We start from the raw sequence: 26,943 nt of genomic DNA on the forward strand, positions 1-26,943 counted from the left end.
TTTTCATTAAATACTATCTTTTTTTACATTATCTCATTTTAGAGGATCGTAACACCGTACAATCCTTGAGATAGGGAGCTAGTATAAGTATGTTTTATTGAGAGAAGGATATAGGGTGGAAAAGGATCAGCACAAAGTTAGTGCAGACAATATTATAAAAGTCCGTGATGATCGCGAACCGATAGTGTTTCGTTTGACCTCCGATAAAAAGAAGTTTTCGTTGGAAGCTGGTCGGTGTTTAACATGGTGTTCCGAAGGCGTTTTTGAGAAAGGCGATCTTCGCGCGCGTGTAGAACCATGGCTGACTTCTCTTTTTCAGTCAGAGCATTTATCTTTATTGATAGGCAGCGGGCTTACGACTGCGATTCAGTATGCCGCGTGCGAGAAAACTAACAACTGTATGAATGAAGAAACAGAGTTTACGGTCTTTTCTGACGAGATAAAAGGGGCAGCCAACCAAAGCGCTGAGGCCGCTGGTCGCGGAGCCTCTAATATTGAAGATCAAATTCGTGTTGCTAATGAATTAATTAAGGGGCTCAATATAATGAAGGGGGATAACGAGGGCGTTATTCCCGCTAAAAAAATAGAGACACTTTCCTCTGATTTAGAACACGTCATAGAGACGTTTGCGAATAATATTTTAGCGATTGAGCGCGATATATTTTCGGCAAAGAAGGGAAAAGGAGATGCTGCTTTTAGTAAATTGGTACTCTTTTTGATGAGTTTTGCCAGTCGAGTTGGGACAAGAGATCGCTTAAATATATTTACCACGAATTATGATCGCTTGATTGAAGCCGGGGCTGATATTGCGGGGCTTCGATTAATAGATCGCTTTGTCGGTGCGATGTTTCCAATATTTCGGTCCTCGCGGTTAGACATAGATATGCATTATAATCCTCCCGGCATTCGGGGAGAGCCAAGATATTTAGAAGGTGTTGCGCGATTTACGAAGCTGCATGGGTCATTGGATTGGCTGAATATAGAGGGGCATATTCGCCGTATAGGACTGCCTTTTGGAGCACAAGGCACGGTGCCGTTCCTCCAAAATGCGGGTCTTGATGAACATTATACTAGTATGATGATATATCCGAATGCGGCAAAAGATCGTGAAACGGCAGAATATCCGTACGTGGAACTGTTCAGAGACTTTGCCGCAGCGTTATGCCGTCCGAACAGCACTATTGTTACATATGGATATAGTTTTGGGGATGATCATATCAATCGTGTCATTCAGGATATGCTGACAATACCGTCTACGCATTTGGTCATTATTGCTTACGATGACGCCACGGGGCGTATTATGGATAAATATCGCACATGGGGGCGTGAGAGCCAAATATCTTTAATTATTGGCAAGGATATTGCTAATATTGACGATTTGGTTGATTACTATTTACCAAAACCTGCCATTGACCGCGTTTCGATGCGAATGGCGGATATTTTGCGGCGCAGAATAAACCGACCTTTTGATAAAGAGCAGGGAGGAGGGGAGTTCGAATGAATAGCCCCGTGGAAAATGTAGAATCGATGCAGATCGGCAGCGTAGATTTTGTTTCTCCCAATGAAATTAAAGTGCTCCTTGATTTAGGGGCGCCTAATGATGTTGCCTTAAACTCCGGCGTGCCGCGACCATTTCCTCGCGTGAATACATATGTCCTCGTACCGGGGGAAGGCGGCTTTCTCGTAGCACAGATTGAGTGGATAACGATTGAACACTCGCAATTTCCGAAACGGAGAGGCATTCAAGATTTCGGAATTTTGGATTTGCCTTATCCGCTGAGAAAAATGAGTGTTATTCCTATTGGAATACTGCGTGAGGGGATGGATGAAAAGAAAAACCGTGAAATATATAAGTTTTCTCGTGGTATCGAAGTATTTCCCACAGTAGGCGATCCGGTTCTCCTACCGACACAGGAACAGCTCCGATCTATCGTTGAATCCGGCACTGATCGCCGGGTACATATTGGGGTTAGCCCCATAGCAGGAAATGCGATAGTTGCTGTTGATCCGGATAAATTGTTTGGCAGACATTTAGCAGTCCTTGGCAATACGGGAAGTGGAAAGTCCTGTTCTGTTGCCGGTCTGATTCGATGGTCTATTGAATCGGCGAAGAAGAATTTAGCTAATAAGGGAGTGCCCAATACGCATTTTATTATTCTTGATCCAAATGGGGAGTATACAAAATCGTTTTCAGATATGGAAAATGTTCGCGTATTTGGAGCCGAAGAAAACAATAAATTAAGAATCGAACAATTAGAGGTTCCCATATGGCTTTGGAATACCACGGAATGGGTGGAATTCACACAAGCTAGCGCTAAGGCACAAAGACCTACGCTGGTTCAGGCACTAAGATGTGTGAGAGATGGTAGCCTCACTACAGAAAATAAGCCGCGAAAAAGGGTGAAACAGTGGATAAAGAGTGTAATAAAAATTAATCAACTTGAAATGGCAGATGGAATACCGTGGGCCGGTAGAGGGAAAAGTAAGGGGTACTCTGAAAGGCTTCGCGTATGGGAACAAGATCTCAAAGATTATAGTGATCAAGCACTTTCTAAATCAGAGCATGAAGCACTCGCATTATTGCAAGCTGCGATTAATGCCGTGTATATGTCAAATGTCAATAGTGAAGAATGGCCATTATATCCGGCAAAAAGTATTGAGCGGTTTCAAGATGGGCTTATAAGAACATATACGGTATTTGGTGGTCTCGTTACCGATATACTGCCAATTGATGCGGATATTCCACGACCGTTTACAGGGGAGGATTTACTTGATAGTATCATAGCAAACGCTGAGCTTATGAATACGTCAGAATATATAGAAACGATGCTTGTTCGTATTAAATCGCTGCTTTCTGATGCAAAGCTAAACCCTATTATTGGTTCAGGGAGTGGCTCCTTGAATGATTGGCTCAATACATATATATGCCCTTCAAACAAAGAGAAAAAAGAGCCTGAAAAGAAGAGTGGCTCTGTCACAATAATAGATTTATCGCTTTTGCCGGCAGAGGTTACACATCTTATTACGTCTGTTATCGCGCGCATCACACTGGAGGCGTTGCAAAGGTATCGGCGTCAAAATGATGGAAAAGTATTGCCGATAGTTTTGGTGATGGAAGAAGCGCATACGTTTATCAAGAGATACAATGATAGTGTGGAGGACACAAATACTGCGGCGTTATGTACGAGCGTGTTTGAGAAAATAGCACGGGAGGGCAGAAAATATGGCTTAGGGCTTGTTTTATCATCACAGCGTCCTAGTGAATTATCACCTACCGTTATTTCACAATGTAATAGTTTCCTGTTGCATCGAATTTCAAATGACAGGGATCAGGAAATGGTGCATAGGCTAGTCCCCGATAATATGCGAGGAATATTGCGGGAACTTCCTCTATTACCTTCCGGAAATGCGGTTTTGTTGGGGTGGGCATCTGAGCTGCCTGTTACTGTGAAAATGAACTATTTGAAAGAGAAATTTAGGCCAAAATCAGATGACCCTAAATATTGGGATGCGTGGATACAGGAAAAACCATTGGTCGATTGGAGCAAAATATCTGATGAATGGGAGGGGGCTATTAAGAAGAACAAATAACCTAAATGGGTAGTGGCAGTTGATTTTAATTGTGACGAGCATTTAAGAGTACAAGACGTTGTTGGAGATCTTAGTGCGGATGGAGAGAAGAATTATGAGACTTACAGTTTCGGAATTTCAACTAGAGTATAATGCATTTATGCAAGGAAGTATGTCGCAAATGTTATCGCGTAATTTCTTTGCATGTAATCACGATAGATTACCGGAATTTTTCTCAGGTAAGTTTCTGCCGGAGGAGGACTATCGGCTAGAAAATAGCGAGCGATTGCCTGCTGGTACAGCATGTGAGATTCCCATCGACCACATATACGGATTTTCATGGCTGTTCGAAAGTTTTGATACGCCCCAGGCAAGAGACGAAGGACGTCCATTGCCGGAGCGGTTAGCCAATATTTTTTGTAACTCTCCCGATAAGATCATACAACCGATCCCATTAATAGATATTGGGAACGAGCGATATATTGCCAATGACGGCAACCATCGTATATATTCTGCTTATTTGCGACAGTGGAAAACTATACCCGCATATATTGAAGGTCGTCTTCGATGAAACTTTAACATAACTCGTGATTATCGCAAGCGGCAGCGTGTGGAAATAAGGAAAACATACAGGAAGCATATTGGGCGTTTAGACAATATAAAGTGTGTGGGGCTGATCGTATTACGCACTATGAATGGTGGTTGCAATCCGGTGAACTCCACACCACCTTATCCTCCACATCGATATCCTCGCCGACCTGCACCTCCATGACCTTGAGCAGGGTCTCGGCGCGGATGGTATGGAAGGCGCCGCGGGGGATGCGGACGGTTTGTCCTTCGGAGACGGCGAATTCGTTGCCGTCGAGTTTGACGTGACCGCGGCCTTCGATGACGGTCCATGTTTCGTCGCGGCGTTCATGCATGTGGTAGGTGAGGGCGTGTCCGGGGCTGAGGGTGATCTTGATGGTGAGGCTGTTCGTGTCGGCGTCGAGGATGTGGAACTCGCCCCATGATTTTTCGGTATACATGACGGGGGTATGGAGTTTTTCGACGTAGGGCTTCATCATGCTGGAGCGGTGTTTGTCCGCGATGAGAATGCCCTCGGGGCTGGCGGCGACGACGACGTTTTTGAGCCCCATGCATAGGATGGGCATGGACGCTGTATTGACGACGTGGACATTCGAGCAGGTCTCGTCTAGGGTGACGCGTCCGATGGTGTCTTCGGGCATGACGCCGGCGAGGGTGTTCCACGTGCCGATATCGAGCCATGTGCCGCTGTAGCGCCGGACGGCGATGTTCTCTTCCTTCTCGGCGACTGCATAGTCAAAGCTGATTTTCGGCAGTTCCTCATAGCGGTTGTAGAGGTCTTCATAGCCGTCAAAGGGGAAGATTTCCTGCATCTTGCCGAGTACATAGCCGAGCCTGAATGCGAAGATGCCGCTGTTCCACAGCGCACCTTCGTCGATATATTTCTCTGCGGTCGCCTCGCGGTTTTTCCCGGAAGGAGGCGACTTTGCTTTGTGTGTCGCCTGTTTCGGGGAGGATGTAGCCGTATTTTTCGCTGGGATAGGTAGGCTCGATGCCCATGAGGAGGAGCGGCGCAGCGCCCTCTCGTTCGACCTCGGTGAGGAGGTCTGTGACGGCGCGGAAATAGTCGGAGGCGACGTAGGGGTCGGCGGGGCAAATGGCGACGGATTCTGTGAGCGGTACGCCGCGTACCTCGTGCAGATAGGCGCAGACAAGGGCGATGGCGGGGAAGGTATCGCGGCGGCACGGCTCGACTGAGATGCTCACATCCGTGCCGAGCTGGCGGCGGATGAGCGAGATCTGCGTGCCGGCAGTTGCGATGGTGATGGGAACGCCGGGGGCTGCCTTGCGTACTTGGCGGCAGACGCGCTGGATCATGGATTCGCGCGTGCCGTCTGCGCGGCGCAGGAGACGCAGAAACTGTTTGGAATATAGGTCGTTGGAGAGCGGCCAAAGGCGTTTGCCTGCACCGCCGGAGAGTAGTACGATCTGCATGGAGTTCTCCCTCTTTGAACGGTCTCGAAATCTTACGGCATTATGATAACAGGCGGCGGCGAAAGAATCAAGACGAGGATATTTGAGCAGCGCGGCAGCATAGAACGATTCTCTTATGCTATAATAAACGCATTGGTATATCTTTGATGTAAAAGGGCGTGGTTATTACGGAATGTGATTATGTGATTTTGTCCAAATCATCGGTATCGCCGCTGCTGGCGATCCAATGTATGCCGGAAAACGCCGGATTTCCCTTTGACTTTGTGGCGCAGCTCGCAGGCTGTGGACACGCGATAGGTGGAGATTTCTCATGGGAAAGATTCTTGGTATTCGGATTCAAAATTACGGTTCGCTGAAGGATGTCAAAATGGGGCGCCTGTTCAGCGATCAGTCGGGCGAAGATTTGGATAATATGGTGGCGATCATCGGCTCGAGCGGTACGGGAAAGAGTACGCTTGCGGACGCGTTCGGCTTTATTTCGGACTGCCTTTCGACGGATGTAGAGACAGCGTGCGATGCGAGTCACCGCGGCGGCTATGATCAGCTGGTCTCGCAGGGGGCGGACGCGCCCATCCACTTTGAGATCTACTACCGCGAGACGTCGAATGCGCGCCCCATCACCTACGAGCTGACGATCAACAAGGATGATGAGAACCGTCCATATGTGGAGGAAGAGCGTCTGCGCCAACGGCGGCAGGGCAATTCGTACGGGCGCCCGCTCTCGTTTCTCTATTTGATCCGTGGGCAGGGCTATGCGTTCGAGGGCGCGGACGGCGGCCAGGAGGACGGCGGCAGGGACTACGGGCGGCGCGTCGAGGTCGAAATGGTTGATCCGCGCAAGCTCGGGATTGTGACACTCGGCGCGATGAAGCAGATTCGCGCATCGAAAAGTTCCTGATGTTCCTCAGAAGCTGGTACCTCTGCTACTTCACGCCCGATGCAGCACGGCAGATGCAGTCCGCGGCGCCCGCGCAGTACCTTGACCGTACGGGGAGCAATCTCAACAATGTGGAGCAGTATATGTACCGGGACAACCCGAAGACGTTCAAGCGTGTGCTCGACGAGATCCGGACGAAGATCCCGAACATCGAGAAGATCGAGCCGGTGAAGATGCTCAGCGGGCAGATGGTTTTGCAGTTTTGGAAAAAGGGCTTTACCGAGCCGTTTTTCTCGCAGCGTATGTCGGACGTAGGAGTGTCTGGCGGATGTGATCTATCACGGCGGCAGGGAGCGGATGAAGAAGGACTGCCCGACCTATGTGGAGCGCGGCAAGCGCAAGCGCGAGTGGGCGGTGAACATCGGGCGGCACATGTGCCCGGATGCAAATGTATCGCCGAGTTTTCGATATTTTTTGAACGAGATCCGAAAGCGGATTTTGCGGGCAACAGAGTAAGTGTATGAGGCGTGAGAGCCGGAGAGAGTCGGTGCAGCGGCGTAAAAACGTACGCATGCGCCGGCTCTTTTTGTATGGCCGGCGGGACTTAAAGGGGGCTATTATATTAATGAAAGAAATGCTATAATGGAAGAGCAAAAATAGTGAGCATATATCGGTCAAAAGAAAATACGTGGAAAGCGCTTGTTGGCAGTACTTCAAAACAAGTATTCTGACAATAATGTGATTTCTGTAAACATATAAAAAATATCTAGTATACGTATTTATTTTAAGCCGGATTTTGTCAAAGAGTGTACACCGCAGAATTTTATTCGTCACGGTGGAGCAACTGTGCGCGGAGTCCTTGACAATTTACGGCAAATTTAGTTATGTAGGGGGATATTGTACGGGCACAAAATATACGACCTCGAGCGTATTCGGCACATTGGGATATCTGCCGAACATCGAGTATAAGGAGATTCAATGTGGAATCGCTGCTTGACATTATTGACCAAAAGAAAAAGGTGCTGGACGCGAAACGACCGCTCACACGGGGCGAAATTGAACGTCTGACAGAGGCATTCGCGGTGGAGTACACGTATAATTCGAATGCTATTGAGGGCAATACGCTGACCCTGCGCGAGACAGACATGGTGCTGCACGGGCTGACGATTGCGCAAAAGCCGCTGCGTGAGCATCTCGAGGCGGTCGGGCATAAGGAGGCGTTTGACTTCGTGCTCGAGCTCGTGCGGGATAACGTTCCGCTCTCAGAGCAGGTCATCAAGCAGATTCATGCGCTGGTGCTGGAGGATAAGCGCGCGGATCGCGGCGTTTACCGCAGAGTCCCTGTGAGCATTATGGGCGCGAAACACAATCCTGTGCAGCCGTATTTGATCCGGTCGGAGATGGAGCTTTTGCTGCTCGTTTACGGAGATCATATGGAGCGGCATATTGTGTCGCGGCTCGCGCAGTTTCACCTCGAATTCGAGGCGATCCATCCCTTCATCGACGGGAACGGGCGCACGGGACGTCTCCTCGTCAATCTGGAGCTGATGAAGGCAGGCTATCCGCCGATCGATATTAAATTCACGGATCGGATGCGCTATTATCAGGCGTTTGACGACTACCACGAGAAGGGGACGATCGACAGTATGGAGGAGTTGTTTGCGGGGTATGTGAATGCACGGTTGGACGACTATCTCGCGATGCTTTGAACTTTGGAGAGGAGGGGCAGAAATGATTTTGACGATTGATGAAATTAAGGAAAAAATTCGTCCGATTTGTGAAAAATATCGGGTGGTTAAATTGTTCCTGTTTGGCTCCTATGCGCGCGGTGAGGCGACGGAAGAGAGCGACGTGGATTTTCATATGGTTGCGCCCAAAGGTATGGGGCTTTTTAAGATGGCGGGGTTTCGACTTGATTTAGAGGAATTGCTGGATAAGGAAGTGGATCTGATCAGCCGGTTATCGGAGGACTGTTATATTTTCAAGGACGCAGTAGAAAGGGATGAGATTTTACTTTATGAAAGTGGGCAAGCGTGATGCGCAGGTGCTGTTGTCGATTCAAAAGTACTGCGACGAAATCGGAGAAACGATGAGATTCTTCGGAGATAATGAAGAGGCGTTCATGAACAGCTATGTCTATCGGAATGCATGTGCTATGCCCATGCAGACGATCGGCGAGTTGGTCAAGAGCTTCTCTGATGAGTTCTTGGCACACAGTGAGGAAATCCCGTGGAAGCTCATCAGAGACATGAGAAATATATTTGCACATGCGTATCATCAGAATATCAATTTTACTATTGTATGGGAGACAATGCAGCACGATATTCCCATGCTCAGGGCATTCTGTGCCGATGTTCTGAAAGAAAACGATTACGAACTCGTACAGGTGAAATCCCTGCGATAAAAGAAGATAGGCTGTATTTCACCGCATCCGGAGAATCTGTGACTATTATTCCACACGAAAAAGGGCTTGCCGCGCATACATGAATCATGCATGTGTGCGGCAAGCCCTTTTGTGTCGCCGGAAGCTCCGTGGAGAGCGGATTAGGTAATGGATGCGGCGTAGATACCGTCGACGGCTTTCTTCAGCACGCTGTTGAACTCGGCATCGCTCTGCCCTGCGCGCAGATCCTGCGAGAGCGCGCGGGAGAAGCTGGCGATGAGTCCGTGGTTGCGGGCGAGCTTCTCATTTGCCTCGTCCTGCGGATAGCCGCCGCTGAGGGCAACGATGCGGACGACGTGCGGATCCTTCATGAGCTCTTCGTAGAGGTTGTCCTCGGTCGGGATCGTGACCTTGAACATGATCTTGGCGTCTGCAGGCAGTTTTGCAAGATGCTCCTTCATGAAGCCGACCATGATCTTCTCCGCCTTTGCCTTCTCGGGGCAGTGGATGTCCACCTCGGGCTCAAGGATGGGTACGAGCCCTTTGCCGACAATCTGCATACCGACTTCAAATTGCTGGTCGATGATTGCCTTGATGCCCGCCTCGTTCGCCTCTTTGATGACGGAGCGCATCTTCGTGCCGAAGATGTGGCGCTCGTTTGCGCGGTCGAGCAGGGCGTTGAGTCCGTCGATGGGCTTCATGAGCTGGACGCCGTTCTTCTCGTCGGCCAGTCCCTTGTCCACCTTGAGGATGGGGATGATGCCCTTTTTCTCCCACAGGAAATCTGCGGTGAGGATACCGTCGATCTTGCGGTCCATTGTATTCTCAAAGAGAATCGCGGCGAGGATTTCTTTCTTGTCAAACGAAGGGCTCTTGATGATGCGCGTGCGCATCTCGTGGACGCGCGTGAACATCTCCTCTTCGCCGTGGTAGGCGCTCTCGTCCACGCCGTACGCCTTCAGCGCCTTCGGCGTCGAGCCGCCGCTCTGGTCGAGGGCTGCGATGAAACCTTTGTCGTGTTGCATCCGCTTGAGTTGATCTTGATTCATTGGGCATGCCTCCTTTTTTCTAATATCTATATTATAGCGCAGGAATGGAAGAAATTCAACGAAATTGAAAATAAATTTCATGGGATAGTATAAAGGGAAATTATAGATATGGGAGAGGGGCATCGTTCAACTGCATACAAAAATGGAGCGGCGCATTTCTGCGCACGCTCCATTTTCATCCGTGATTCACCTATATTCTCTGATTTCGTTCTCTGTCGCTGCACGACCTCAGCAGGTGTGGCACTTTTCGTAGAGCCCCTTTTCCTTGAGGAGTTTGACCATGGTTTCACCAATGTGGGCGACGGTGTCTGCGACGGGGATGCCTGCAGCGTTGAGCGCGGCGACTTTATCGGCGGCGGTGCCTTTGCCGCCGGAGATGATGGCGCCGGCGTGTCCCATGCGCTTGCCCGGAGGCGCCTGACGCCCTGCGATGAAGGCGGCGACGGGTTTTTCGGGCATATTCTCCTTGATCCACTTTGCGGCCTCTTCTTCGGCGGTGCCGCCGATCTCGCCGATCATGAAGACGGCGAGGGTATCGGGGTCTTCCTTAAAGAGCTTCAGGACGTCGATGAAGTCCATGTCTTTGACGGGATCGCCGCCGATGCCGACGGTGGTCGTCTGTCCGATGCCGGCATTCGTGAGCTGGAATGCCGCCTCGTAGGTGAGGGTGCCGGAGCGCGAGACGAGTCCGACATGACCGGGCTTTGCGACACTGGTCGGGGTGATGCCGAGCTTTGCCTGGTTCGGCGTAAGTAGTCCCGGGCAGTTCGGCCCGACGAGACGGCTCTTTTTGCCCTGCATGTAGCGGCGCACCTTGACCATGTCGAGGACGGGGATGTGCTCGGTGATGCAGATGACGAGCGGCAATTCCGCGTCGACGGCTTCCATGATGGAGTCGGCGGCAAAACGCGCGGGGACGTAGATGACGGAGGCGTTCGCGCCGGTTGCTTCAACGGCGTCTCTGACGGTGTTGTAGACGGGGACGCCCTCGACGACCTGTCCCGCTTTGCCCGGGGTGACACCCGCGACGATCTGCGTACCGGCGTCGAGCATCTGCCGCGTATGGAAGAGGGCGGCTTTGCCTGTGATGCCCTGTACGATGGCTTTGGTATTTTTATCAATCAAAATGGACATAGCTGAACCTCCCTTACGCCTTCGCCTTTGCAACGAGTTCTACGATCTGTTTTGCGCCGTCTTCCATGGAGGCTGCGGCGAAAACATTGCCGATCGGTGTGTTCTTCAAAATCTCGCGTCCTTCGGTGACCTTCGTGCCCTCGAGACGGACGACGACGGGGACGGGGAGGGATTTGCCGTCTTTGGAGATGAGTTTTGCGGCTTCGATGATGCCGTTGGCGATGTTGTCGCAGCGGTTGATGCCGCCGAAGATGTTGACGAAGATCCCCTTTGCCTGTCCGCCTTCGAGCATGATGTTAAAGGCGGTTGCGATCTTCTCGGGGGCGGAGTCGCCGCCGACGTCGAGGAAGTTCGCGGGCTCGCCGCCGCAGTGCTTGAGCATATCGACGGTCGCCATGGCAAGACCCGCGCCGTTGACCATGCATGCAACGTCGCCGCCGAGGTTGACGTAGTTGAGTCCGTGCGCGGAGGCTTCGAGTTCCTTCGGATCTTCTTCGCTGTCGTCGCGGAGCTCGGCGATGTCGGGGTGGCGGTAGAGTGCGCTGTCGTCAAAGTTGAGCTTGGCGTCGAGGGCAATGACGTCGTCGTCCTCGGTGACGACGAGCGGGTTGATCTCGACCTGCGAGCAGTCCTTGCCGATGAAGGCGGCGTAGAGACGCTGCATGAGCGTCGAGGCTTTGCGCACTGCAGGTGCGGGGATGTTGATGGCGTATGCCATGCGCGTCGCCTGGAACGGCATGAGCCCGACGACAGGGTCGATGTACTCCTTGACGATCTTCTCGGGGTGCTCTTCGGCGACCTTTTCGATCTCGACGCCGCCCTCCTCGGAGCCCATCATGACGATGCTGGCGCTGAGGCGGTCAATAACGAAGGAGAGGTAAAATTCTTTTTTGATCTTCGATCCCTCTTCGATGAGCAGGCGGTTGACGACCTTGCCCTCGGGTCCCGTCTGATGCGTGACGAGCGTCTTGCCGAGCAGTTCGCGCGCGTAGCGGCGCACTTCGTCGGTCGTCTTTGCGATCTTGACGCCGCCCGCTTTGCCGCGGCCGCCCGCGTGGATCTGTGCCTTGACGACGATGACGGGGGCGCCGAGCTTTTCGGCGTTGTCGACGGCAGCGTCTACGGTGAATGCGGGCAGTCCGTTCGGGACTTTGACGCCGTATTCGCGCAGCACCTGTTTGGATTGATACTCGTGAATGTTCATTTACCCAATCCTCCCTTTTGTGAGTAGAACCTATATATAACTACTATATTAACCCCGTTTTGCGGGATTGTCCACTGATTTTCACCGATATGTCGATTGAAAAAACTAGAGGAGATATAAATGGATTCTATGAAAAATTTTATATTGTGTCGAGTTTGTAGACGGTCTCGGCGGTGAACAGCTCGTCCATGGCGAGCACGGGCTGCGGGAATGCGGGATTCGCCGGCGCATTCGGGAAGAACTGCGTCTCGAGGCAGAATCCGCTTCGCCGCGGGAAGACAATGCCTCCTTTGCCGGGCGGGGTATCCCCGCGCAGGTTGTTGCCGGTGTAGAACTGCACGCCGATGCGGTCGGTGTAGCAGGAGAGAATGAGCCCTGTTTTCGGGGAGGCAACACGCGCGGCTTTTTTGAGATGTGAGTACGGCTCGGGCGCAAAGTCGCCGCGCAGCACCCAGTTGTGGTCGTAGCCGTGCGCCATTTGCACCTCGTCGTAGTCCGCGTCGATGCGATCGCCGATGCGGTGCGGTTCGGTGAAGTCCATCGGTGTGCCTGCAACGGGGAGGATACGCCCGTCGGGGAGCGATTCTGCGTCCGCCCATGTGAAGGTATCGGCGCAGAGCTCCGCCGTGTGGTCGAGGACGCTCGGGGCGGTGCAGCCCTCGAGGTTGAAATAGCTGTGGTTCGTGATATTGCAGATGGTTTCGGCATCGCTGACGGCTTCGTATCGAATGGAAAGGGCATCGTCATCCGTGAGGCGGTAGGTGACCTTTACCTCGAGATTGCCGGGGAAGCCGCCTGCACCGTCGGGGCTGACGGTGGTGAAACGGACGCCGTCGTGGACGATGTCCGCGTCAAAAAGATGTGTGTGCAGGCCGTGCGTTCCGCCGTGGATGTGGTTTTGTTTCTTTGACCCGCTGTTGAGTTCGAGCAAATAGGGACGTCCGCCGACGGTGATGCGCCCGCCCGCGATGCGGTTCGCGTGCCGCCCGACGACGGCGCCCATGTAGGCGGTGTCGCGCACATAGTCCTCGCCGCGGGTGTAGCCGAGGATGATGTCGATGGGATGTCCGTAGACGTCTTTTTCAAAGCGCACGAGGCGCGCGCCGTAGGTCGTCACGGCGACGCGTGTGCCGTTTGTGTTCGTCAATGTGTAGAGATCGATGTTTCGACCGTCGGGCATTTTGCCGAACGGCTCCAGCTTCAGTTCTGTCATGGCATTTCCCCCCGAAAACGTGACATACCGGTGAAAAGATGAAACAAATCAATATCTATTTTGATATAAAATTAGTCCGGCGGCACAGCCTGCACCCAGATAATTGCGCCGACGGGACAGTCCTCCGCCGCCTCGAGCGCGTCGTCGGTCTCTATGGACTCCGGCTGGCGCACGATCTCTGCGGCGCGCGCCGTGCGGTCGATACGAAAGACGGCGGGGAGGCGCTCGGCGCACATGCCGCAGGAGACGCAGAGGTCGGTGCGGATATGAAGCACGACTCTCCCCCCCTTCTCACGCATCTTTAGATTGTTCTTGATATTTTCATCGGGTATGTTTTAGCGCCGCTTGGGCATCCGCCCTGCTAAAAAAGCGGGGCTTAAAACCGGCTGCGGCGGATACCCAAACGGCACACGCATTACGGCGCAATCCGCCATATAGCACCGCCCGCCCCGTCTCATATGAAACAGAGCTGTTACACTTGCGCGTGCAACAGCTCCGTCTTGATCGTCAAATATAACACACGCGCATAGGATACCTCATGCAGCACATGGCGTCTGTGAGAAAAGCAACAGGAGAAGAAATTTATCCTTCGGCGACGGCGCCTGTCGTATCGCCGAGCATTTTGTGCACATAGGCGCGGATGTCGACGCCGTGCTCCATCTTCATGACGTCGGCGAGGAGATCCTTTGCCTGCGTCAATGTGACGGAGCGGATCATCTCCTTGACGCGCGGGATGGACGGCGCGCTCATGGAGAGTTCGGTGATGCCCATGCCGAGCAGCAGCACGGCGGCGTACGGGTCGCTCGCCATCTCGCCGCACATGCCCGCCCAGATGCCGCGCTCGCGCGCACTTTGGATCGTGCGTTGGATGAGACGCAGGACGGCGGGGTTGAACGGGTTGTAGAGATGCGCGATCTGGGCGTTGCCCCGGTCGACCGCAAGCGTGTACTGGATGAGGTCGTTCGTGCCGATGCTGAAGAAGTCGACGTAGGCGGAAAGGAGCGGGGAGACGACGGCTGCCGCCGGGGTCTCGACCATGATGCCGACCTGTACATCATCGGAATACTCTTTGCCCTCGTGGGCGAGCTCGACTTTCGCCTGCTCGACGAGCTTTTGCACGCGCTGGATCTCGCTGACGCTGATGACCATCGGCACCATCATGGCGGCTTTGCCGTAGAGTCCCGCACGCAGGATCGCTTTGATCTGCGGCAGGAAGAGGTCGTGCCGGTCGAGGCTGATGCGCAGTGCACGGTAACCGAGGAACGGGTTCTCCTCGGGATCGATGTTGAGGTAGGGGAGCGGCTTGTCCCCGCCGATGTCCATCGTGCGGATGACGCAGATATGATCGCCGCATTTCTCGACGGCGGCGCGGTAAACTTTGAACTGATCCTCTTCGGTCGGGATGGTCGAGGAGCCCATGAAGATGAACTCCGAGCGGAAGAGTCCGACGCCCTCCGCGCCGTAGGTCAGCGCGTTGTCGACATCCATGTGGGTGCCGATGTTCGCCGTCAGCTCAATGCGCACGCCGTCCTTTGTGACGGCGGGGAGATCCTTGAGCGCGGCGTAGTGGGCGGCGAGTTTTTTCTGCTCGTCGATCTTCGTCTCATAGAGTGCACGCTCGGCTTCGGTCGGGCGGATGACGATGTCGCCGCGGCTGCCGTCGAGGATGACCTCGTCGCCGTCGCTGATGAGCTCGATCTTATCGCCGATGCCGAGGACGGTCGGGATTGCGCGCGCCTTGGCGATGATGACGACGTGGCTCGTCGCACTGCCCGAGCCCAAGATGACGCCCGCGATCTGATCTGTCGGCATTCCCGCGACGACGGACGGCTCGATCTCCTCACCGCAGAGAATGAGCTGTCCTGCGCCGGGCTCGGGTTCCTTGACGCCGAGGATATATTTGGCAATGCGCTTGCCCACATCGCGCAGATCGACTGCGCGTGCGGCGAAGTATTCATCCTCCATCTGCTCAAAGACCTGCGCCTGCTCGTTGGCGGCATCGAGGATGCCCTGCGGCGCACTGCCGCAGGCGTCGATTTTACTCCGGATATTGTCCGCCATCATGGGGTCCTGCACCATCATGCGGTGTGCCTCAAGGATCGCGGCCTGCTCCGCCTGATCCTCTTTGCGCAGGCGCTCGATGGTTGTGAGCAGGGTCTCCGTGACGGCTGCAATCGCCGCTTCCGCTTTGCTCTCTTCCTCCGCGAGCGTTCCCGGGTGGTAGGCGGCGAGATAGCCGTCGAGGTTTTGCCCCGCGAGCATGACTGTGCCGACGGCAATCCCCGAGATCACACCTTTTCCACGGATGGTCTCCGACATATATATCCCCCTCTTTTCTATGAAAATTCCCGATGAAAAAAGCGCCTCGGGGCAAAGCTGTGTACTGCAAAACCCCGGGGCGCCGGCATATGTTACTCTTCGCCGAATTTCGACTTGATGAGCCCTGCAAGCTCCGCGACCGCCGCTGCCTCGTCCTCGCCCTCGGCGATGATGGTGAGTTCGGTGCCCTTGACGAGCCCCATGCTCATCAGCATGAGGATGCTCTTGGCGTCAACCTTTTTGCCCTTTGCCTCGAGCTGGATCTTGGACTTGAACTTCGTCGCGGTCTGAACGAATACCGATGCGGGACGTGCATGGATGCCCGTCTTGTTCTCGATTGTCACCGTTTCCTGCGTCATATGAACCTCTCCCATCCGAAAAATGATAAGCACATATTCCCCATCGCGCCCGCATACAGCCGCGCACGGCGGCGTGCGGATGCAAATGAATGTCACGGTCATTATACTATAAAATACCCTCTAAAATAAAGGGTGGAAATAAAAATGTTTTTCAAGAATATTTTGCAGAAAAAGGAAGGATTTTTCTCATTCGTGTCGAAAGAGTTCTAGAATGCCTGTGCGGTGAATGCGGCATAGGAAACGCGGCGTGGAGATCGAAGGAAAAAGGGGAGGCGGCGCAGTGATGCAGATCCGGCTTTCCTCCGTTGTACTGGCGGCACTTCTCGGCGTCGGGCTTGTCGCGGGGCTGATCGCGTTTAGCCCTGCGCTGACGCGGATGTACTATGTGCATCTGGCGCTGCTGATCCTCGGTGCGGGCGCGTGTGTGACAATCTATAACCGAAGAGCCGCACATCGGGTGCGCCCGCGGGCAGATGCGGCACCGCTTGCCTTTGAGGAGGATCCTGACGCCGTGCCGGAGCCGATCACGGATGCGGCGGCTGCCGGAGCACCGTCCGCGGATCCGGCGGTGTGCATGGAACCGGAGCGCTCCGTATCGATGCACGATGCTGACGCTCCTGTCGATCACACGGCGGACGAAGCACGTTCCGCTGTGTCTCTTCCGATCCCTGACGTGCCCGCTGTCGCTGCGGCGGAGGAACGACTGCCGACCGATCTGGATGCGCTGCTTGACATCGCGTACGAGTCGGCGGCGCAGAACCCCGCGCATGCCATACGTGCGTACCGGGAGGCGCTCGCGCGGCATCCCGGAGACTCCTATATGCCGTATCTGGTCATTGAGCTCTCGACGCTCTACAAGAACATGGGCGACTACGGCGCGGCGCGCAGCCTGTTCAACCACGCGCTCACGCTGCCGAGCATCGCGCGGAACCCCGTCATGGTGCAGGAGTTCCAAAGATCCCTGCGGTACATGGACGCGCTCTCCCTTCTGCTTGCCCTGCGGGGCACGCCGACGCTTCCCTTTGGCGACGTGCCGAAGGATTTGATCGACGCGGCGAACCGACAGGCGGACGAGGCGCCCGCTTCCCACCCTTGACATTTTTGAAAAATGGAGGAATAGAAATGAAGAAAAGCGTTGACATCCTAGGACTTCCCGTCATCAGCATCACGGAGGGGCGTGAACTCGGCATGAGCAAGACCCTGCTCATCGATGCGCCGAACCGCGTCGTGGCAGCGGTCACGATCGAGGACGAGGACTGGTATCGCGGAGTCAAGCTCATTCCCTACGATAATGTCATTGCGGTCGGTGAGGATGCCGTTACGATCAACAACAGCGAGAATATCCTGACGCTCGATGCGGCGGGGGATTTTGAGACGCTGCTCGACGACAACATCCGGGTCATCGGAACGAAGGCGATCACGCGCACGGGCGTGATTCAGGGGATCATCTCCGAGATCTTCATCGGCGAGGACGGCAGCATCGAGAAATGCGAGATCACGACACCCGAGGGCATGACGTCCGAGGTTACGGCGGATCAGGTTTCCATCTTTGGGAAGGAAGTCACCGTGATCTCCCCGGAGGGCGATGCCGGAAAAAAATCTGACGCAGCGGCAGCACCGGCGGCACCCGCTGCGCCTGTGCCTGCGGTGGAAGAGCTCCCCGCAGTCGAGCCGGTCGTTGACATTCCCGCGGCAGAGCCCGCGCCTGAAGTCCCCGCGGCAGAGACTGCTCCCGTAGAGGAAGCTCCCATTGCAGAAGAAGCCCCTGCGGCTGAGTCCGCAGCGGAGGAGCTGCCCGCAGAAGAGCCGATCGCAGAGGTTCCTCCGGCAGAGGGGCCTGCACCGGAGCCGGTTGTTGAGAGTGCTCCGGCGGAGGAGCACGCTCCGGCAGAGCCTGCCCACGCAGAGGAGGAAAAGAGCGCGGAGCGTGTGAACGAGGATCGTCACCGCCGCTTCCTCCTCGGCAAGAAGGCGACGCGCACAATCAAGATGGACAACGGCGTTGTCATCGTTGAGGCGGGCGCGGACATCACCGAGGAAGTCCTGCAAAAGGCAAAGCTTGGGAATAAGTTCATTGAGCTGTCGATGAGTGCACAGTAACCGGCAGCCGGTGCTTGGAGGATTTTCTCCACAATATAAAGGGGAGCTGCCACGAGGCGGCTGAGAGGGGACGTGTGCGTCCCGACCCGCAACCTGATTTGGGTAATGCCAACGTAGGGATATACCGATGCAGTCGAACGCGGCTATGTCTCTTGGCATGGCTGCGTTTTTGTATCTGTATCGGACGGAGGTATATGATGGAGCGGCAGACAGGTCTCGGCGCGAATGCGCTGATTTGGTTCGGCGCGGGCGTATCGCTCGCGGAGATTTTAACGGGGACGTTCTTTGCTCCACTTGGGTTTGCGGACGGCGCCGCGGCGATCGTGCTCGGTCACATCGTCGGCTGTTTCCTGCTGTTCCTCGCGGGCGTGATTGGTGCGCGTGCGCGGCGGAGCGCGATGGAGACGGTGAAGATGGCGTTCGGCGGGCGCGGGGGGCTGCTCTTTGCCGTGCTCAATGTGCTCCAGCTCGTCGGGTGGACGTCGATCATGATCTATGACGGAGCACTCGCGGCGGGCAGCATTATGGACGCGGGGCACGCGCTTTGGTGTCTCGGCATCGGCGCGCTCATCGTCCTTTGGATCCGCATCGGTATTCTGCGCATCGGGCCTGTGAATGCGGTCGCGATGACAGGGCTGTTTCTCCTGACCGTCCTCCTCTGCGTGACGATTATGGGCGCGGACGGTGCGGCGGCGTCCGCGGCGGGGGAGACGATGAGCTTTGCGATGGCGCTCGAGCTCTCGATCGCGATGCCGCTCTCGTGGCTGCCGCTCATCAGCGACTACACGCGCGCGGCGGAGCGTCCCGTGGCAGCGGCTGCGGTGAGCGCCGTGGTTTACGGGCTCGTGAGCTGCTGGATGTACTTCATCGGGATGGGCGCGGCGATCCTCGCGGGGACGTCCGACATCGCGCAGATCATGCTGCACGCGGGGCTTGGCGCGGCGGGACTCGGTATCGTCGTGCTTTCGACGGTGACGACGACATATCTTGATGCCTATTCGGCGGGTGTGTCGAGCGAGAGCATCGTGCGCGGCATCTCCGGGCGCACGGTCGGCATCGTGGTTGCGATCGTTGGGACGGCGGCTGCGGCAGTCTACCCGATGGACGATATTACGGGATTTCTCTACATCATCGGATCGGTCTTTGCGCCGATGATCGCGGTGCTGATCGTGAGCAGCTTCGTCCTGCACGAGGACGCGTCGGAGCGCGCCGTGCACGGAGCGAATCTCGCCGTCTGGTTCGTCGGGTTCCTCTGCTATCGCGGTCTGATTATCGTCGATACGCCGATCGGGAGCACACTGCCGACCATCGCGCTGACGATGGCGCTTGCGTATGCGGTGAATAAGGCGAGGGGAGCGCGGACGACGCGGTAAAATTCTTGAAAGTGTCTATGTGCGGCTCAGGGCATCTTTCTCGCCGCTTCGCAAACGATGCGGCAGAGACGGTGTCGTCTTATAGTAAATGATGCCCCACAGTCTCTTGCGCTGCGCGCTGCGGACTGCAAAGCGGCATTCTAACACTGCCCCGTACTGATAAAGAACATGCCGTGCCGCCCCTTCGGGGTTCAATGCTTCGCGGCGTCGATAAGACGCCCGTTCGCCGCGTCATACAGATCACACGTCACGCCACGAAAGGATAACATAATGGCTTTCAACGATCTTTTACCCTCCATACGATCCGCCGCGCCGCTCGTTCACTGCATCACGAACTATGTGACGGTGAACGATGTGGCGAATGTCCTGCTGGCGGCGGGGGCGCGTCCGATCATGGCGGACGACCCGGAGGAAGTCGAGGAGATTACGGAACTCTGCGCGGGGCTGTGCCTCAACATTGGGACGCTGAACGCACGGACGATCCCCGCGATGATGGCGGCGGGACGCCATGCCCGCACGCTTGCGCGTCCTGTCGTGCTTGATCCCGTGGGGGCGGGGGCGAGCCGCCTGCGTACGGCGACGGCACGCGATCTGCTCTATGAGGTGAAGCCCACGGCTGTGCGCGGCAATATCTCCGAGGTTCGGACGCTCGCGATGGGGGCGGGACATTCGGACGGTGTGGATGCCGCGGCAGCAGATGCGGTGACGGAGGAAAATCTCGCGGCATCGGCGGCGTTCGTCCGCGCGTTTGCGGAAAAGCATCGCTGCATCGCGGCGGTGACGGGGGCGATTGATCTCCTGACGGACGGGGAAATCTGCTATGCGGTGCGTAACGGGCGTGCGGAGATGAGTCGTGTGACGGGGACAGGATGTCAGCTCTCGGCACTCACTGCGGCGGCGCTCGCGGTTGTTCCTGCGCGACCGCTCGATGCCGTGCTGACGGCAGTCGTCTTGATGGGCGTCGCCGGGGAAATCGCTTGGTCGCGTATGGGGGCGGGGGACGGCAACGCCGCGTACCGTACGAAGATCATCGATGCGATTTATCGGATGGATGAAGAGACGCTGAGGCGGCACGCGAAGGTGGAACGACTTTGAAATTTGTATCGCCGATTCGGCATCTGCCTTGCCAAAAAAGCGGGGCTTAAAAATGGCTGCGGCAGACACCTCTTCGGCACGAAAGTTCTGTGTGACGGATCCTGCATGGCGGCGCATCGTGTTCCGCCGCATAAAATAAAACAACGCGAGGGAAAAACGCATCATATTCAAGGAGATGAAACCATGTACCAACAACCCACGGTCCTCACCATTGCCGGCAGCGACTCGAGCGGCGGGGCGGGCATCCAAGCGGATCTCAAGACGATGACGGCGCACGGCGTCTACGGCATGAGTGCGCTCACCGCGCTGACGGCGCAGAACACAAAGGGCGTGACGGACATCCTCGCCGTGCCGCCCGCATTCCTCGCGGCACAGATCGACGCCATTTTTACCGACATCCCGCCCGATGCGGTAAAGATCGGCATGGTCGCGGATGCGACGCTGATCCGCGTGATTGCCAAGAAACTTGCGGAGTACCGCGCACGCAACATTGTCCTCGACCCCGTGATGGTCGCAACGAGCGGCGCGCGGCTCATCGCTGAGGAGGCGGTTGATGCGCTTTGCAAAGAACTGGTGTCGCGCGCCGATCTCATCACGCCGAACATCCCCGAGGCAGAGGTGATCGCCGCGATGGACATCAAAAATACCGCCGATATGGAGTATGCGGCGGCGAAAATCTATGCGGATTACGGGACATCGGTGCTGATGAAGGGCGGGCACGCAGTGGATGATGCGAACGATCTGCTCGTCGATGCTGCGGGTGCACGGTGGTTTCGGGGGCGGCGCATCGCGACGGAGAACACGCACGGCACGGGCTGTACGCTCTCGAGCGCGATCGCCTCGAATCTCGCGCGCGGCATGGACATAGACGCGGCGGTTACACGAGCAAAAGAATACCTCTCGGGTGCGCTCGCGGCGGGACTTAACCTCGGGAAGGGGCACGGCCCGATGGCGCATACCTTTGATCTAAAGAGCGCGTTTATCCCATCCTGACGTCCCGGAAAACGCCGACATCCTCCATGTGAAAGGAAATCTCATGTTTGACACACCGACTCGAAAACTCACCCTCGCGGGCATCCTCGTCGCGATTGCCGTTCTCGGCGGCGTGTTCAGTTTCCCCGTGCTCGGCAGCCGATGCGCGCCTGTACAGCATCTCGTCAACATCCTAGCCGCCGTGTTCCTAGGACCTCTATGGGGTGTCGGTGTCGCCTTTTCCGCAAGCCTTTTGCGCAACATCGCGGGGCTGGGCAGTCTCATGGCATTCCCCGGCAGCATGGTCGGCGCGCTCGCCTGCGGCGTTGTCTATCACTATACGCGCCGTCTTGGACTGACCTGTATCGCCGAAGCGCTCGGCACGGGCATTCTCGGCGCGCTCGCCGCCTATCCCGTCGCAGCGCTCCTCATGGGACTCTCGCCTGCGAGCTACACCGTCTACATCGTCCCGTTCCTCATCTCCACGGGCGCGGGCAGCATCGCCGCCTACATTCTCCTGCGCTTCCTGCTGCCAAAACTGCCGCGGGGATAAGGAACGCGACATCTGCACATAAAAATAGGGCTGCATCACATGCGCCGGGACGCGCCTGCAGCAGTCCTTATTTTTTATGCTTTTTTCTCACCCCGTACGATTTTTCCAAAATATAAGAGCAGCCCGATAAAGACGACAAGCCCCAGTCCTTCCGCGATGTTGGAGAACCCGGCGTCTACAATGGAAAGCGGGGCACATTATAACATAGAAAAAAGGGAAGTAAACGCCTATTAGGACTTTTCTACGATATAAACACAGGAAAATCTAAGAAAAGGGGAAAATTAAGGTCAACGGAACTAGATAAAATTTTGCAATACAAAACCGCCGGCGGGCTTTCTCGTCACCCGGCGGCGGTTATGCGGAAAATACAGGAAGTGATTGACAACTCTTTTGCATCCAAACGTCCTTTGCTTCGTTCCTCATCGCCGCTAGCATGCGCCGGGGAACTTTCCTCACGAAAACTTTACGAACCACGGTAAAACCGCGGTGGCGAACCTCATTGTGCGCTTGACACTCAGGTTCCTCCGCGCGTGACACGTTCTCACGCGGCGCACCCGTTCGCCGCTGCATCCGCCCCAGCGGACTGCCGCGTCCTCCTGCCGCCTCTTATGCGTTGCCCGGTACATCCGATCCGCCCTTCCACGGAAGGATCATGCACCCGCTGCGGGGAGTTGTACGGCTGCTCAATATCCCATTGGAATCTCCTCCCAGCCCGTCGGGGACGCAGCCGATGTGTGCCGCACCCGCGGCTCTTACCGTGACATCGACTGAATCCCGCACACACAACGAATCGTTGGTCAACACTGTGGGAAAATCCCGGAGCTGCGCACTGTATGTTTACGGTTCATACGGGCGGGTTGCCTGTCCTGAATCAGGCTTCCTTTTACAGGCTCCTTTACTGATTTCAGTATATCAAATTTTAGAAAATTGTCAATAGCCGGAAAGAAAAATAAAGGAGATTTTCGAAATAGGAAGAATTAAGGAATCACTGATAAATAGTGGATAATCACAGCCAGCTGATCCGCAGACACAAATTTCACAAATTGCAATACAAAAGAGCGTGCAACACTGCTCTCATTGCCCCTTTTTCTTCCCCGAATCGCCCATTTCACCGGGAAATTTTGGAAAAAGGGCGCACTTATCCCATTGTCATGCAGAACGCCCTCTGCCTTCCTGCCCTCAAACACATGACGAGGTTCGCCGATGCAAAGAGCAGATAGTAACGGAGCAGGTTCTTCTTGATGCCACGATACCTTGTCCTGCCCGCTTGGAACAGCCGCTTCACAATGAGGAACGGATGCTCCACCTTGCAGCGGATGGAAGTTTTCTCGTGTTCGATCTTCTTGTCCCAGTTGACTCCTGCATACGCCTTTGTTGTGCGGTTCTTTGAAGGTCTTTTCGCAATACGGTAATCCACGCTCGATAGATGAGGATCTTCAAGGATTTCTGCGCGCTTTTCCACGCCGAGATACCCAGAGTCCCCATAGACGCTGTGGTCATCCGCTCGGATCAATGCGTGCGCCTGCACGATGTCATGCACGTTGGCTGCTGTCCCTGTGATTGTATGAACGTAGCCTGTTGCCGCATCCGTACCGGAATGAATCTTCATGCCGAAGAACCATTGATTCCCTTTCCTGACGGAGTGCATTTCAGGGTCGCGGGTCTTCGTGGTGTTCTTGGTCGAGCTTGGTGCATGGATGATGGTGGCGTCAACGATTGTACCGCCGTGCATGATGAGTCCTGCGGCGTCCAGCCGCTCTTTCACGTCGTCGAACATCTTGCGGGTGATGTCATGCTTTTCCAGCAGGTGTCGAAAGTGCAGGAGTGTCGTAGCATCCGGTGTCCGTTCGATGGAGAAGTCGATCTTCAGGAAGCGCTTCATGGCATAGCTGTCATAGATTGCATCCTCGATTCCCTCGTCCGAGAGACCGAACCAGTTCTGCATGAGATACATGCGCAGCATCGTTTCGAGCGGGATTAACTTCCTGCCACGCTCTTTCTGGACGTAGAACGGCGCAATGAGTTCCATCCATTCTTTCCAAGGGATGATGGATTCCATGGCATCCAGGAAGGCTTCACGCTTTGTTGTTCTGTTACGGTTTGCGTATTCCATGTCTGTAAATGTTTGCTGCACCATTTTTGTCTCTCCCTCATCGTTTATTGTTTTTCTCTATTGTAATCTTTCAAGGCAGAGTTGCGCAACATAAGAATTTATCAGTGTTTCCTTAAATATACAGTTTTACCTGAATCAGATTTGTTTGTGAAAATCGTAACAAATGAAAAATATTTTCAATTAGTATTGAAAAGGAATCCCGGTTGCACTATAATAAAAGAACATTTGGATAAGTATTCTTAGGAAAGAGTGATGATATTGAGCAAAATCGCAGAAGAAATCAAAAACGGCAGCTATCGCGCCTGCTGGGGGCTCTTCATCGACGGCGAATGGATCGCCGCCGAGGGCGAGAAATCGTACGAAGTGACAACGCCTGCCACGGGGAAACTCATCGGCGTCTGTGCCGAAGCGTCGAAGGCGGACGTCGATAAGGCGGTCAAGGCGGGCTGGAAGGCGTTCCCCGCGTGGAAGAAGACGAGCCCCGCCGAGCGCGCTGATATTTTGCTGAAGATCGCCGACCGCATCGACGAGCACGCCGAGGAGCTCGCCTACATCGAGAGTCTCGACAACGGCAAGCCTGTCCGCGAGACGCGCGCCGTCGACGTTCCTCTCGCGAGCGATCACTTCCGCTACTTCGCGGGCGTCATCCGCGCCGAAGAGGGCACCGCATCGCAGATCGACGAGAATACACTCTCTATCGTTCTGCGCGAACCGCTTGGCGTCGTCGGACAGATCGTCCCGTGGAACTTCCCGTTCCTCATGGCGGCGTGGAAACTCGCCCCCGCGCTTGCCGCGGGCAACTGCATCGTATTTAAGCCCTCGAGCGAGACCTCGCTCAGCGTGCTCGCCCTCGCGGACATCATCAAAGACCTCCTGCCCGCAGGCGTGTTCAACCTCGTCACCGGGCGCGGCTCCACGACGGGCAACTACATCCTCGAGCACGAAGGGCTGAAAAAACTCGCCTTCACCGGCTCTACCGAGATCGGCTACGACGTCGCAAAGGCGGCGGCGGATCGCCTGATCCCCGCGACGCTCGAGCTCGGCGGCAAATCCGCGAACATCTACTTCGAGGATGCGCCGTGGGAAAAGGCGGTTGAGGGCGTCTGCCTCGGTATTCTCTTTAACCAAGGGCAGGTTTGCTGTGCCGGATCGCGCGTATTCGTGCAGGACACGATTTATGACAAATTCCTCGCGGCAGTCAAGGAGAAATTCGAAGCGGTGAAGGTTGGTCTCCCGTGGGAGGATGCGACGCAGATCGGCGCGCAGATCAACACGCACCAGCTCAAGAACAGTCTCGAATACATCGACATCGCAAAGAAAGAGGGCGCACGCATCGTCTGCGGCGGCGCACGCGCCGAGGGTGCGGGGCTCGAAGGCGGCGCATTCATGCAGCCGACCATCATCGCCGACGTCACGAACGACATGCGCGTCGCACGCGAGGAGATCTTCGGCCCGGTCGTCTGCTTCATCAAGTTCCACGACGAGGCGGAGGTCGTCAAGATGGCGAACGACAGCGAGTACGGGCTCGGCGGCGCCGTCTGGACGAAGGACATCAATCGAGCCTTCCGCGTCGCACGGGCGGTCGAGACCGGGCGCATGTGGGTCAACACCTACAACCAGCTGCCCGCGCATGCACCGTTCGGCGGCTACAAGAAGTCCGGCATCGGCCGCGAGACGCACAAGGTCATCATGGACGCCTACACCCAGTCGAAGAACATCTACATCAGCCTGAGCGAAGCGCCGTTCGGACTGTATTAAAGAAATAGGCGCGGAGTATTTTGCTCCGTATGCAGGGCGCCGCCCTATCCCATGCGGTAGGACGGCGTTTTTATGTGAAAAATGCGCTATTGACTTTTTCCGGAATTCGACACAATATAAAGAGAGACCGTGCACATGACGGTGCAGGCGGACACAACGAAGAATATGATCGGAGGATAAGATGAGACTGCAGAAAACGATGTATGGAACGGCGATTGCGGTGCTTTCCTGCGCCGCGTATCTCGGCGCGGGATATGCGCCTGCGGCGGCGGCGCCTGCCGCGGCAGAGACGCAGACAAAGGCGGAGACTCCCGCGTCTCTCGCGCTCTCGCCCGTGACGATCACCGATCACGATGAGACGCTGACGATGCTGCTGCCGGCGCAGATTTCGGAGTTCAAGAAAGAAGAGCAGTCGTTTGCGGAGATCGGTTTTACCATCGGGAAATATCTTGCGCGCGCCGAGGGAGCGGGGCTCGACGTGCTCGTTCAGCATACCGTATTCGGAGATGCCGGCGACAGTGCGGCCGGCGTGCCGACACTCGACGAGGCCGTGGCGGGCGCGCGCGATGCGATTGCGGCGGCCTATCAATACGATCAAATGATGCGGGACGAGCGGATCGATCTCGGCGGTATGCCGGGGCACCTCTTCTCATATGCGTATACGGTCGGGGGGACGCGCTATATCGACGACAGCGTCGTTGTGACGCTCGGCTGCAATCAGTGGAACATCACGCTCTCGCGGCGCGCGGACAACAAGACGGCCGCGCCGCATATGAATGAGATACTAAGTTCTATTCGAGTGGGCGCCGCGCAATAGAGAGCGGCGCCGGTCTGTGCGTATGAGTCTTA

The 26,943-nt window shown here is 55.5% G+C and carries 25 protein-coding genes, 1 pseudogene and 1 riboswitch; of the genes and pseudogenes, 16 read left to right on the forward strand and 10 right to left on the reverse strand.

The genetic code is table 11. The features are described 5' to 3' along the window. The first annotated feature begins 115 nt into the window (after window positions 1-115). The 3 genes from HMPREF9162_RS02130 to HMPREF9162_RS12305 all read left to right on the forward strand — a co-directional run bounded on the left by HMPREF9162_RS02130 (window position 116) and on the right by HMPREF9162_RS12305 (window position 4,141). Window positions 116-1,501, forward strand: a complete 1,386-nt coding sequence (locus HMPREF9162_RS02130) for an SIR2 family protein (RefSeq protein WP_037350094.1) — start codon at window positions 116-118, stop codon at window positions 1,499-1,501. Then, the gene (locus tag HMPREF9162_RS02135; RefSeq protein ID WP_009752615.1) at window positions 1,498-3,591 is read left to right on the forward strand and encodes an ATP-binding protein; all 2,094 of its coding nucleotides are present in this window, start codon (window positions 1,498-1,500) and stop codon (window positions 3,589-3,591) included. Before HMPREF9162_RS02130 ends, HMPREF9162_RS02135 begins: the two co-directional genes overlap by 4 nt. Before the next feature lie 94 nt (window positions 3,592-3,685). Continuing rightward, entirely contained in the window at window positions 3,686-4,141 is a 456-nt protein-coding gene (locus HMPREF9162_RS12305) for a ParB/Srx family N-terminal domain-containing protein (protein ID WP_139057072.1), read from the forward strand. 118 nt (window positions 4,142-4,259) lie between these two features. Here the strand turns inward: HMPREF9162_RS12305 and HMPREF9162_RS02140 are convergent. Then, window positions 4,260-5,592 (reverse strand): annotated as a pseudogene (locus HMPREF9162_RS02140) (sugar phosphate nucleotidyltransferase). Window positions 5,593-5,902: 310 nt separating this feature from the next. Between HMPREF9162_RS02140 and HMPREF9162_RS02145 the strand changes: the two are divergent. From HMPREF9162_RS02145 to HMPREF9162_RS02160, 5 genes are all read left to right on the forward strand, one after another. Next, window positions 5,903-6,490, forward strand: coding sequence for an AAA family ATPase (locus HMPREF9162_RS02145; RefSeq protein WP_009752517.1), 588 nt, complete (start codon window positions 5,903-5,905; stop codon window positions 6,488-6,490). Next, window positions 6,490-6,993: an AAA family ATPase gene (locus HMPREF9162_RS12665; RefSeq protein ID WP_254655340.1), complete on the forward strand. Its 504-nt coding sequence runs from the start codon at window positions 6,490-6,492 to the stop codon at window positions 6,991-6,993. Before HMPREF9162_RS02145 ends, HMPREF9162_RS12665 begins: the two co-directional genes overlap by 1 nt. A gap of 456 nt (window positions 6,994-7,449) precedes the next feature. Further along, window positions 7,450-8,178: a Fic family protein gene (locus tag HMPREF9162_RS02150; RefSeq protein ID WP_009752564.1), complete on the forward strand. Its 729-nt coding sequence runs from the start codon at window positions 7,450-7,452 to the stop codon at window positions 8,176-8,178. A gap of 22 nt (window positions 8,179-8,200) precedes the next feature. Continuing rightward, complete coding sequence (locus HMPREF9162_RS02155; protein ID WP_009349429.1) at window positions 8,201-8,506, forward strand: nucleotidyltransferase family protein; 306 nt, start codon at window positions 8,201-8,203, stop codon at window positions 8,504-8,506. Further along, window positions 8,487-8,873 (forward strand): DUF86 domain-containing protein, encoded by a 387-nt coding sequence (locus HMPREF9162_RS02160; protein ID WP_009752764.1) that lies wholly within the window; start codon window positions 8,487-8,489, stop codon window positions 8,871-8,873. Before HMPREF9162_RS02155 ends, HMPREF9162_RS02160 begins: the two co-directional genes overlap by 20 nt. A gap of 140 nt (window positions 8,874-9,013) precedes the next feature. On the opposite strand, the gene HMPREF9162_RS02165 is transcribed toward HMPREF9162_RS02160, so the two are convergent. From HMPREF9162_RS02165 to HMPREF9162_RS02195, 7 genes are all read right to left on the reverse strand, one after another. Then, on the reverse strand, window positions 9,014-9,901 hold the full coding sequence (locus HMPREF9162_RS02165) for a fructose bisphosphate aldolase (RefSeq protein ID WP_009752682.1): 888 nt from the start codon (window positions 9,899-9,901) through the stop codon (window positions 9,014-9,016). Window positions 9,902-10,129: 228 nt separating this feature from the next. After that, window positions 10,130-11,035: a succinate--CoA ligase subunit alpha gene (gene sucD / locus HMPREF9162_RS02170; RefSeq protein ID WP_009438285.1), complete on the reverse strand. Its 906-nt coding sequence runs from the start codon at window positions 11,033-11,035 to the stop codon at window positions 10,130-10,132. Between the two features lie 13 nt (window positions 11,036-11,048). After that, the gene (gene sucC, locus HMPREF9162_RS02175; RefSeq protein WP_009752629.1) at window positions 11,049-12,239 is read right to left on the reverse strand and encodes an ADP-forming succinate--CoA ligase subunit beta; all 1,191 of its coding nucleotides are present in this window, start codon (window positions 12,237-12,239) and stop codon (window positions 11,049-11,051) included. Between the two features lie 139 nt (window positions 12,240-12,378). Further along, on the reverse strand, window positions 12,379-13,452 hold the full coding sequence (locus tag HMPREF9162_RS02180; protein WP_009752544.1) for an aldose epimerase family protein: 1,074 nt from the start codon (window positions 13,450-13,452) through the stop codon (window positions 12,379-12,381). A gap of 71 nt (window positions 13,453-13,523) precedes the next feature. After that, window positions 13,524-13,751: a ferredoxin gene (locus HMPREF9162_RS02185; protein WP_037350096.1), complete on the reverse strand. Its 228-nt coding sequence runs from the start codon at window positions 13,749-13,751 to the stop codon at window positions 13,524-13,526. A gap of 283 nt (window positions 13,752-14,034) precedes the next feature. Continuing rightward, window positions 14,035-15,771, reverse strand: a complete 1,737-nt coding sequence (ptsP, locus tag HMPREF9162_RS02190) for a phosphoenolpyruvate--protein phosphotransferase (RefSeq protein WP_009752643.1) — start codon at window positions 15,769-15,771, stop codon at window positions 14,035-14,037. A 92-nt stretch (window positions 15,772-15,863) separates the two neighbouring features. Next, window positions 15,864-16,130 carry an HPr family phosphocarrier protein gene (locus HMPREF9162_RS02195; RefSeq protein WP_009658598.1) on the reverse strand — a complete coding sequence of 89 codons (267 nt, stop codon included), beginning with the start codon at window positions 16,128-16,130 and terminating at the stop codon, window positions 15,864-15,866. A gap of 283 nt (window positions 16,131-16,413) precedes the next feature. Here HMPREF9162_RS02195 and HMPREF9162_RS02200 point away from each other — a divergent pair, with 283 nt between their 5' ends. The 3 genes from HMPREF9162_RS02200 (at window position 16,414) to cytX (ending at window position 19,603) form a co-directional block, all read left to right on the forward strand. Continuing rightward, window positions 16,414-17,226 carry a hypothetical protein gene (locus tag HMPREF9162_RS02200; protein ID WP_009658691.1) on the forward strand — a complete coding sequence of 271 codons (813 nt, stop codon included), beginning with the start codon at window positions 16,414-16,416 and terminating at the stop codon, window positions 17,224-17,226. Between the two features lie 26 nt (window positions 17,227-17,252). Continuing rightward, on the forward strand, window positions 17,253-18,230 hold the full coding sequence (locus HMPREF9162_RS02205; protein WP_037350098.1) for a PRC-barrel domain-containing protein: 978 nt from the start codon (window positions 17,253-17,255) through the stop codon (window positions 18,228-18,230). A gap of 28 nt (window positions 18,231-18,258) precedes the next feature. After that, a riboswitch (TPP riboswitch) is annotated at window positions 18,259-18,367 on the forward strand. 57 nt (window positions 18,368-18,424) lie between these two features. After that, entirely contained in the window at window positions 18,425-19,603 is a 1,179-nt protein-coding gene (cytX, locus tag HMPREF9162_RS02210) for a putative hydroxymethylpyrimidine transporter CytX (protein ID WP_009438314.1), read from the forward strand. Between the two features lie 15 nt (window positions 19,604-19,618). Here the strand turns inward: cytX and HMPREF9162_RS12580 are convergent, their stop codons facing one another. Then, window positions 19,619-19,798, reverse strand: a complete 180-nt coding sequence (locus HMPREF9162_RS12580) for a hypothetical protein (protein ID WP_009438222.1) — start codon at window positions 19,796-19,798, stop codon at window positions 19,619-19,621. A 75-nt stretch (window positions 19,799-19,873) separates the two neighbouring features. On the opposite strand from HMPREF9162_RS12580, the gene thiM reads away from it, so the two are divergent. The 3 genes from thiM (at window position 19,874) to thiW (ending at window position 22,223) form a co-directional block, all read left to right on the forward strand. Further along, window positions 19,874-20,698: a hydroxyethylthiazole kinase gene (thiM, locus tag HMPREF9162_RS02215; protein ID WP_009438258.1), complete on the forward strand. Its 825-nt coding sequence runs from the start codon at window positions 19,874-19,876 to the stop codon at window positions 20,696-20,698. A gap of 183 nt (window positions 20,699-20,881) precedes the next feature. Further along, on the forward strand, window positions 20,882-21,691 hold the full coding sequence (thiD, locus tag HMPREF9162_RS02220; RefSeq protein WP_037350100.1) for a bifunctional hydroxymethylpyrimidine kinase/phosphomethylpyrimidine kinase: 810 nt from the start codon (window positions 20,882-20,884) through the stop codon (window positions 21,689-21,691). A gap of 43 nt (window positions 21,692-21,734) precedes the next feature. Then, complete coding sequence (gene thiW / locus HMPREF9162_RS02225) at window positions 21,735-22,223, forward strand: energy coupling factor transporter S component ThiW (protein WP_009658620.1); 489 nt, start codon at window positions 21,735-21,737, stop codon at window positions 22,221-22,223. 1,138 nt (window positions 22,224-23,361) lie between these two features. Here thiW and HMPREF9162_RS02230 read toward each other — a convergent pair. After that, window positions 23,362-24,357: an IS5 family transposase gene (locus tag HMPREF9162_RS02230; protein WP_175282240.1), complete on the reverse strand. Its 996-nt coding sequence runs from the start codon at window positions 24,355-24,357 to the stop codon at window positions 23,362-23,364. A 231-nt stretch (window positions 24,358-24,588) separates the two neighbouring features. Between HMPREF9162_RS02230 and HMPREF9162_RS02235 the strand changes: the two genes are divergently transcribed. Further along, a complete protein-coding gene (locus HMPREF9162_RS02235; RefSeq protein ID WP_009752642.1) occupies window positions 24,589-26,094 on the forward strand; it encodes an aldehyde dehydrogenase family protein in 1,506 nt (501 codons plus the stop codon). A 181-nt stretch (window positions 26,095-26,275) separates the two neighbouring features. Further along, a complete protein-coding gene (locus HMPREF9162_RS02240; protein WP_009752705.1) occupies window positions 26,276-26,911 on the forward strand; it encodes a hypothetical protein in 636 nt (211 codons plus the stop codon). Window positions 26,912-26,943 lie beyond the last annotated feature (32 nt).

Source organism: Selenomonas sp. oral taxon 137 str. F0430, assembly GCF_000183625.1.
Lineage (GTDB): Bacteria > Bacillota > Negativicutes > Selenomonadales > Selenomonadaceae > Centipeda > Centipeda artemidis.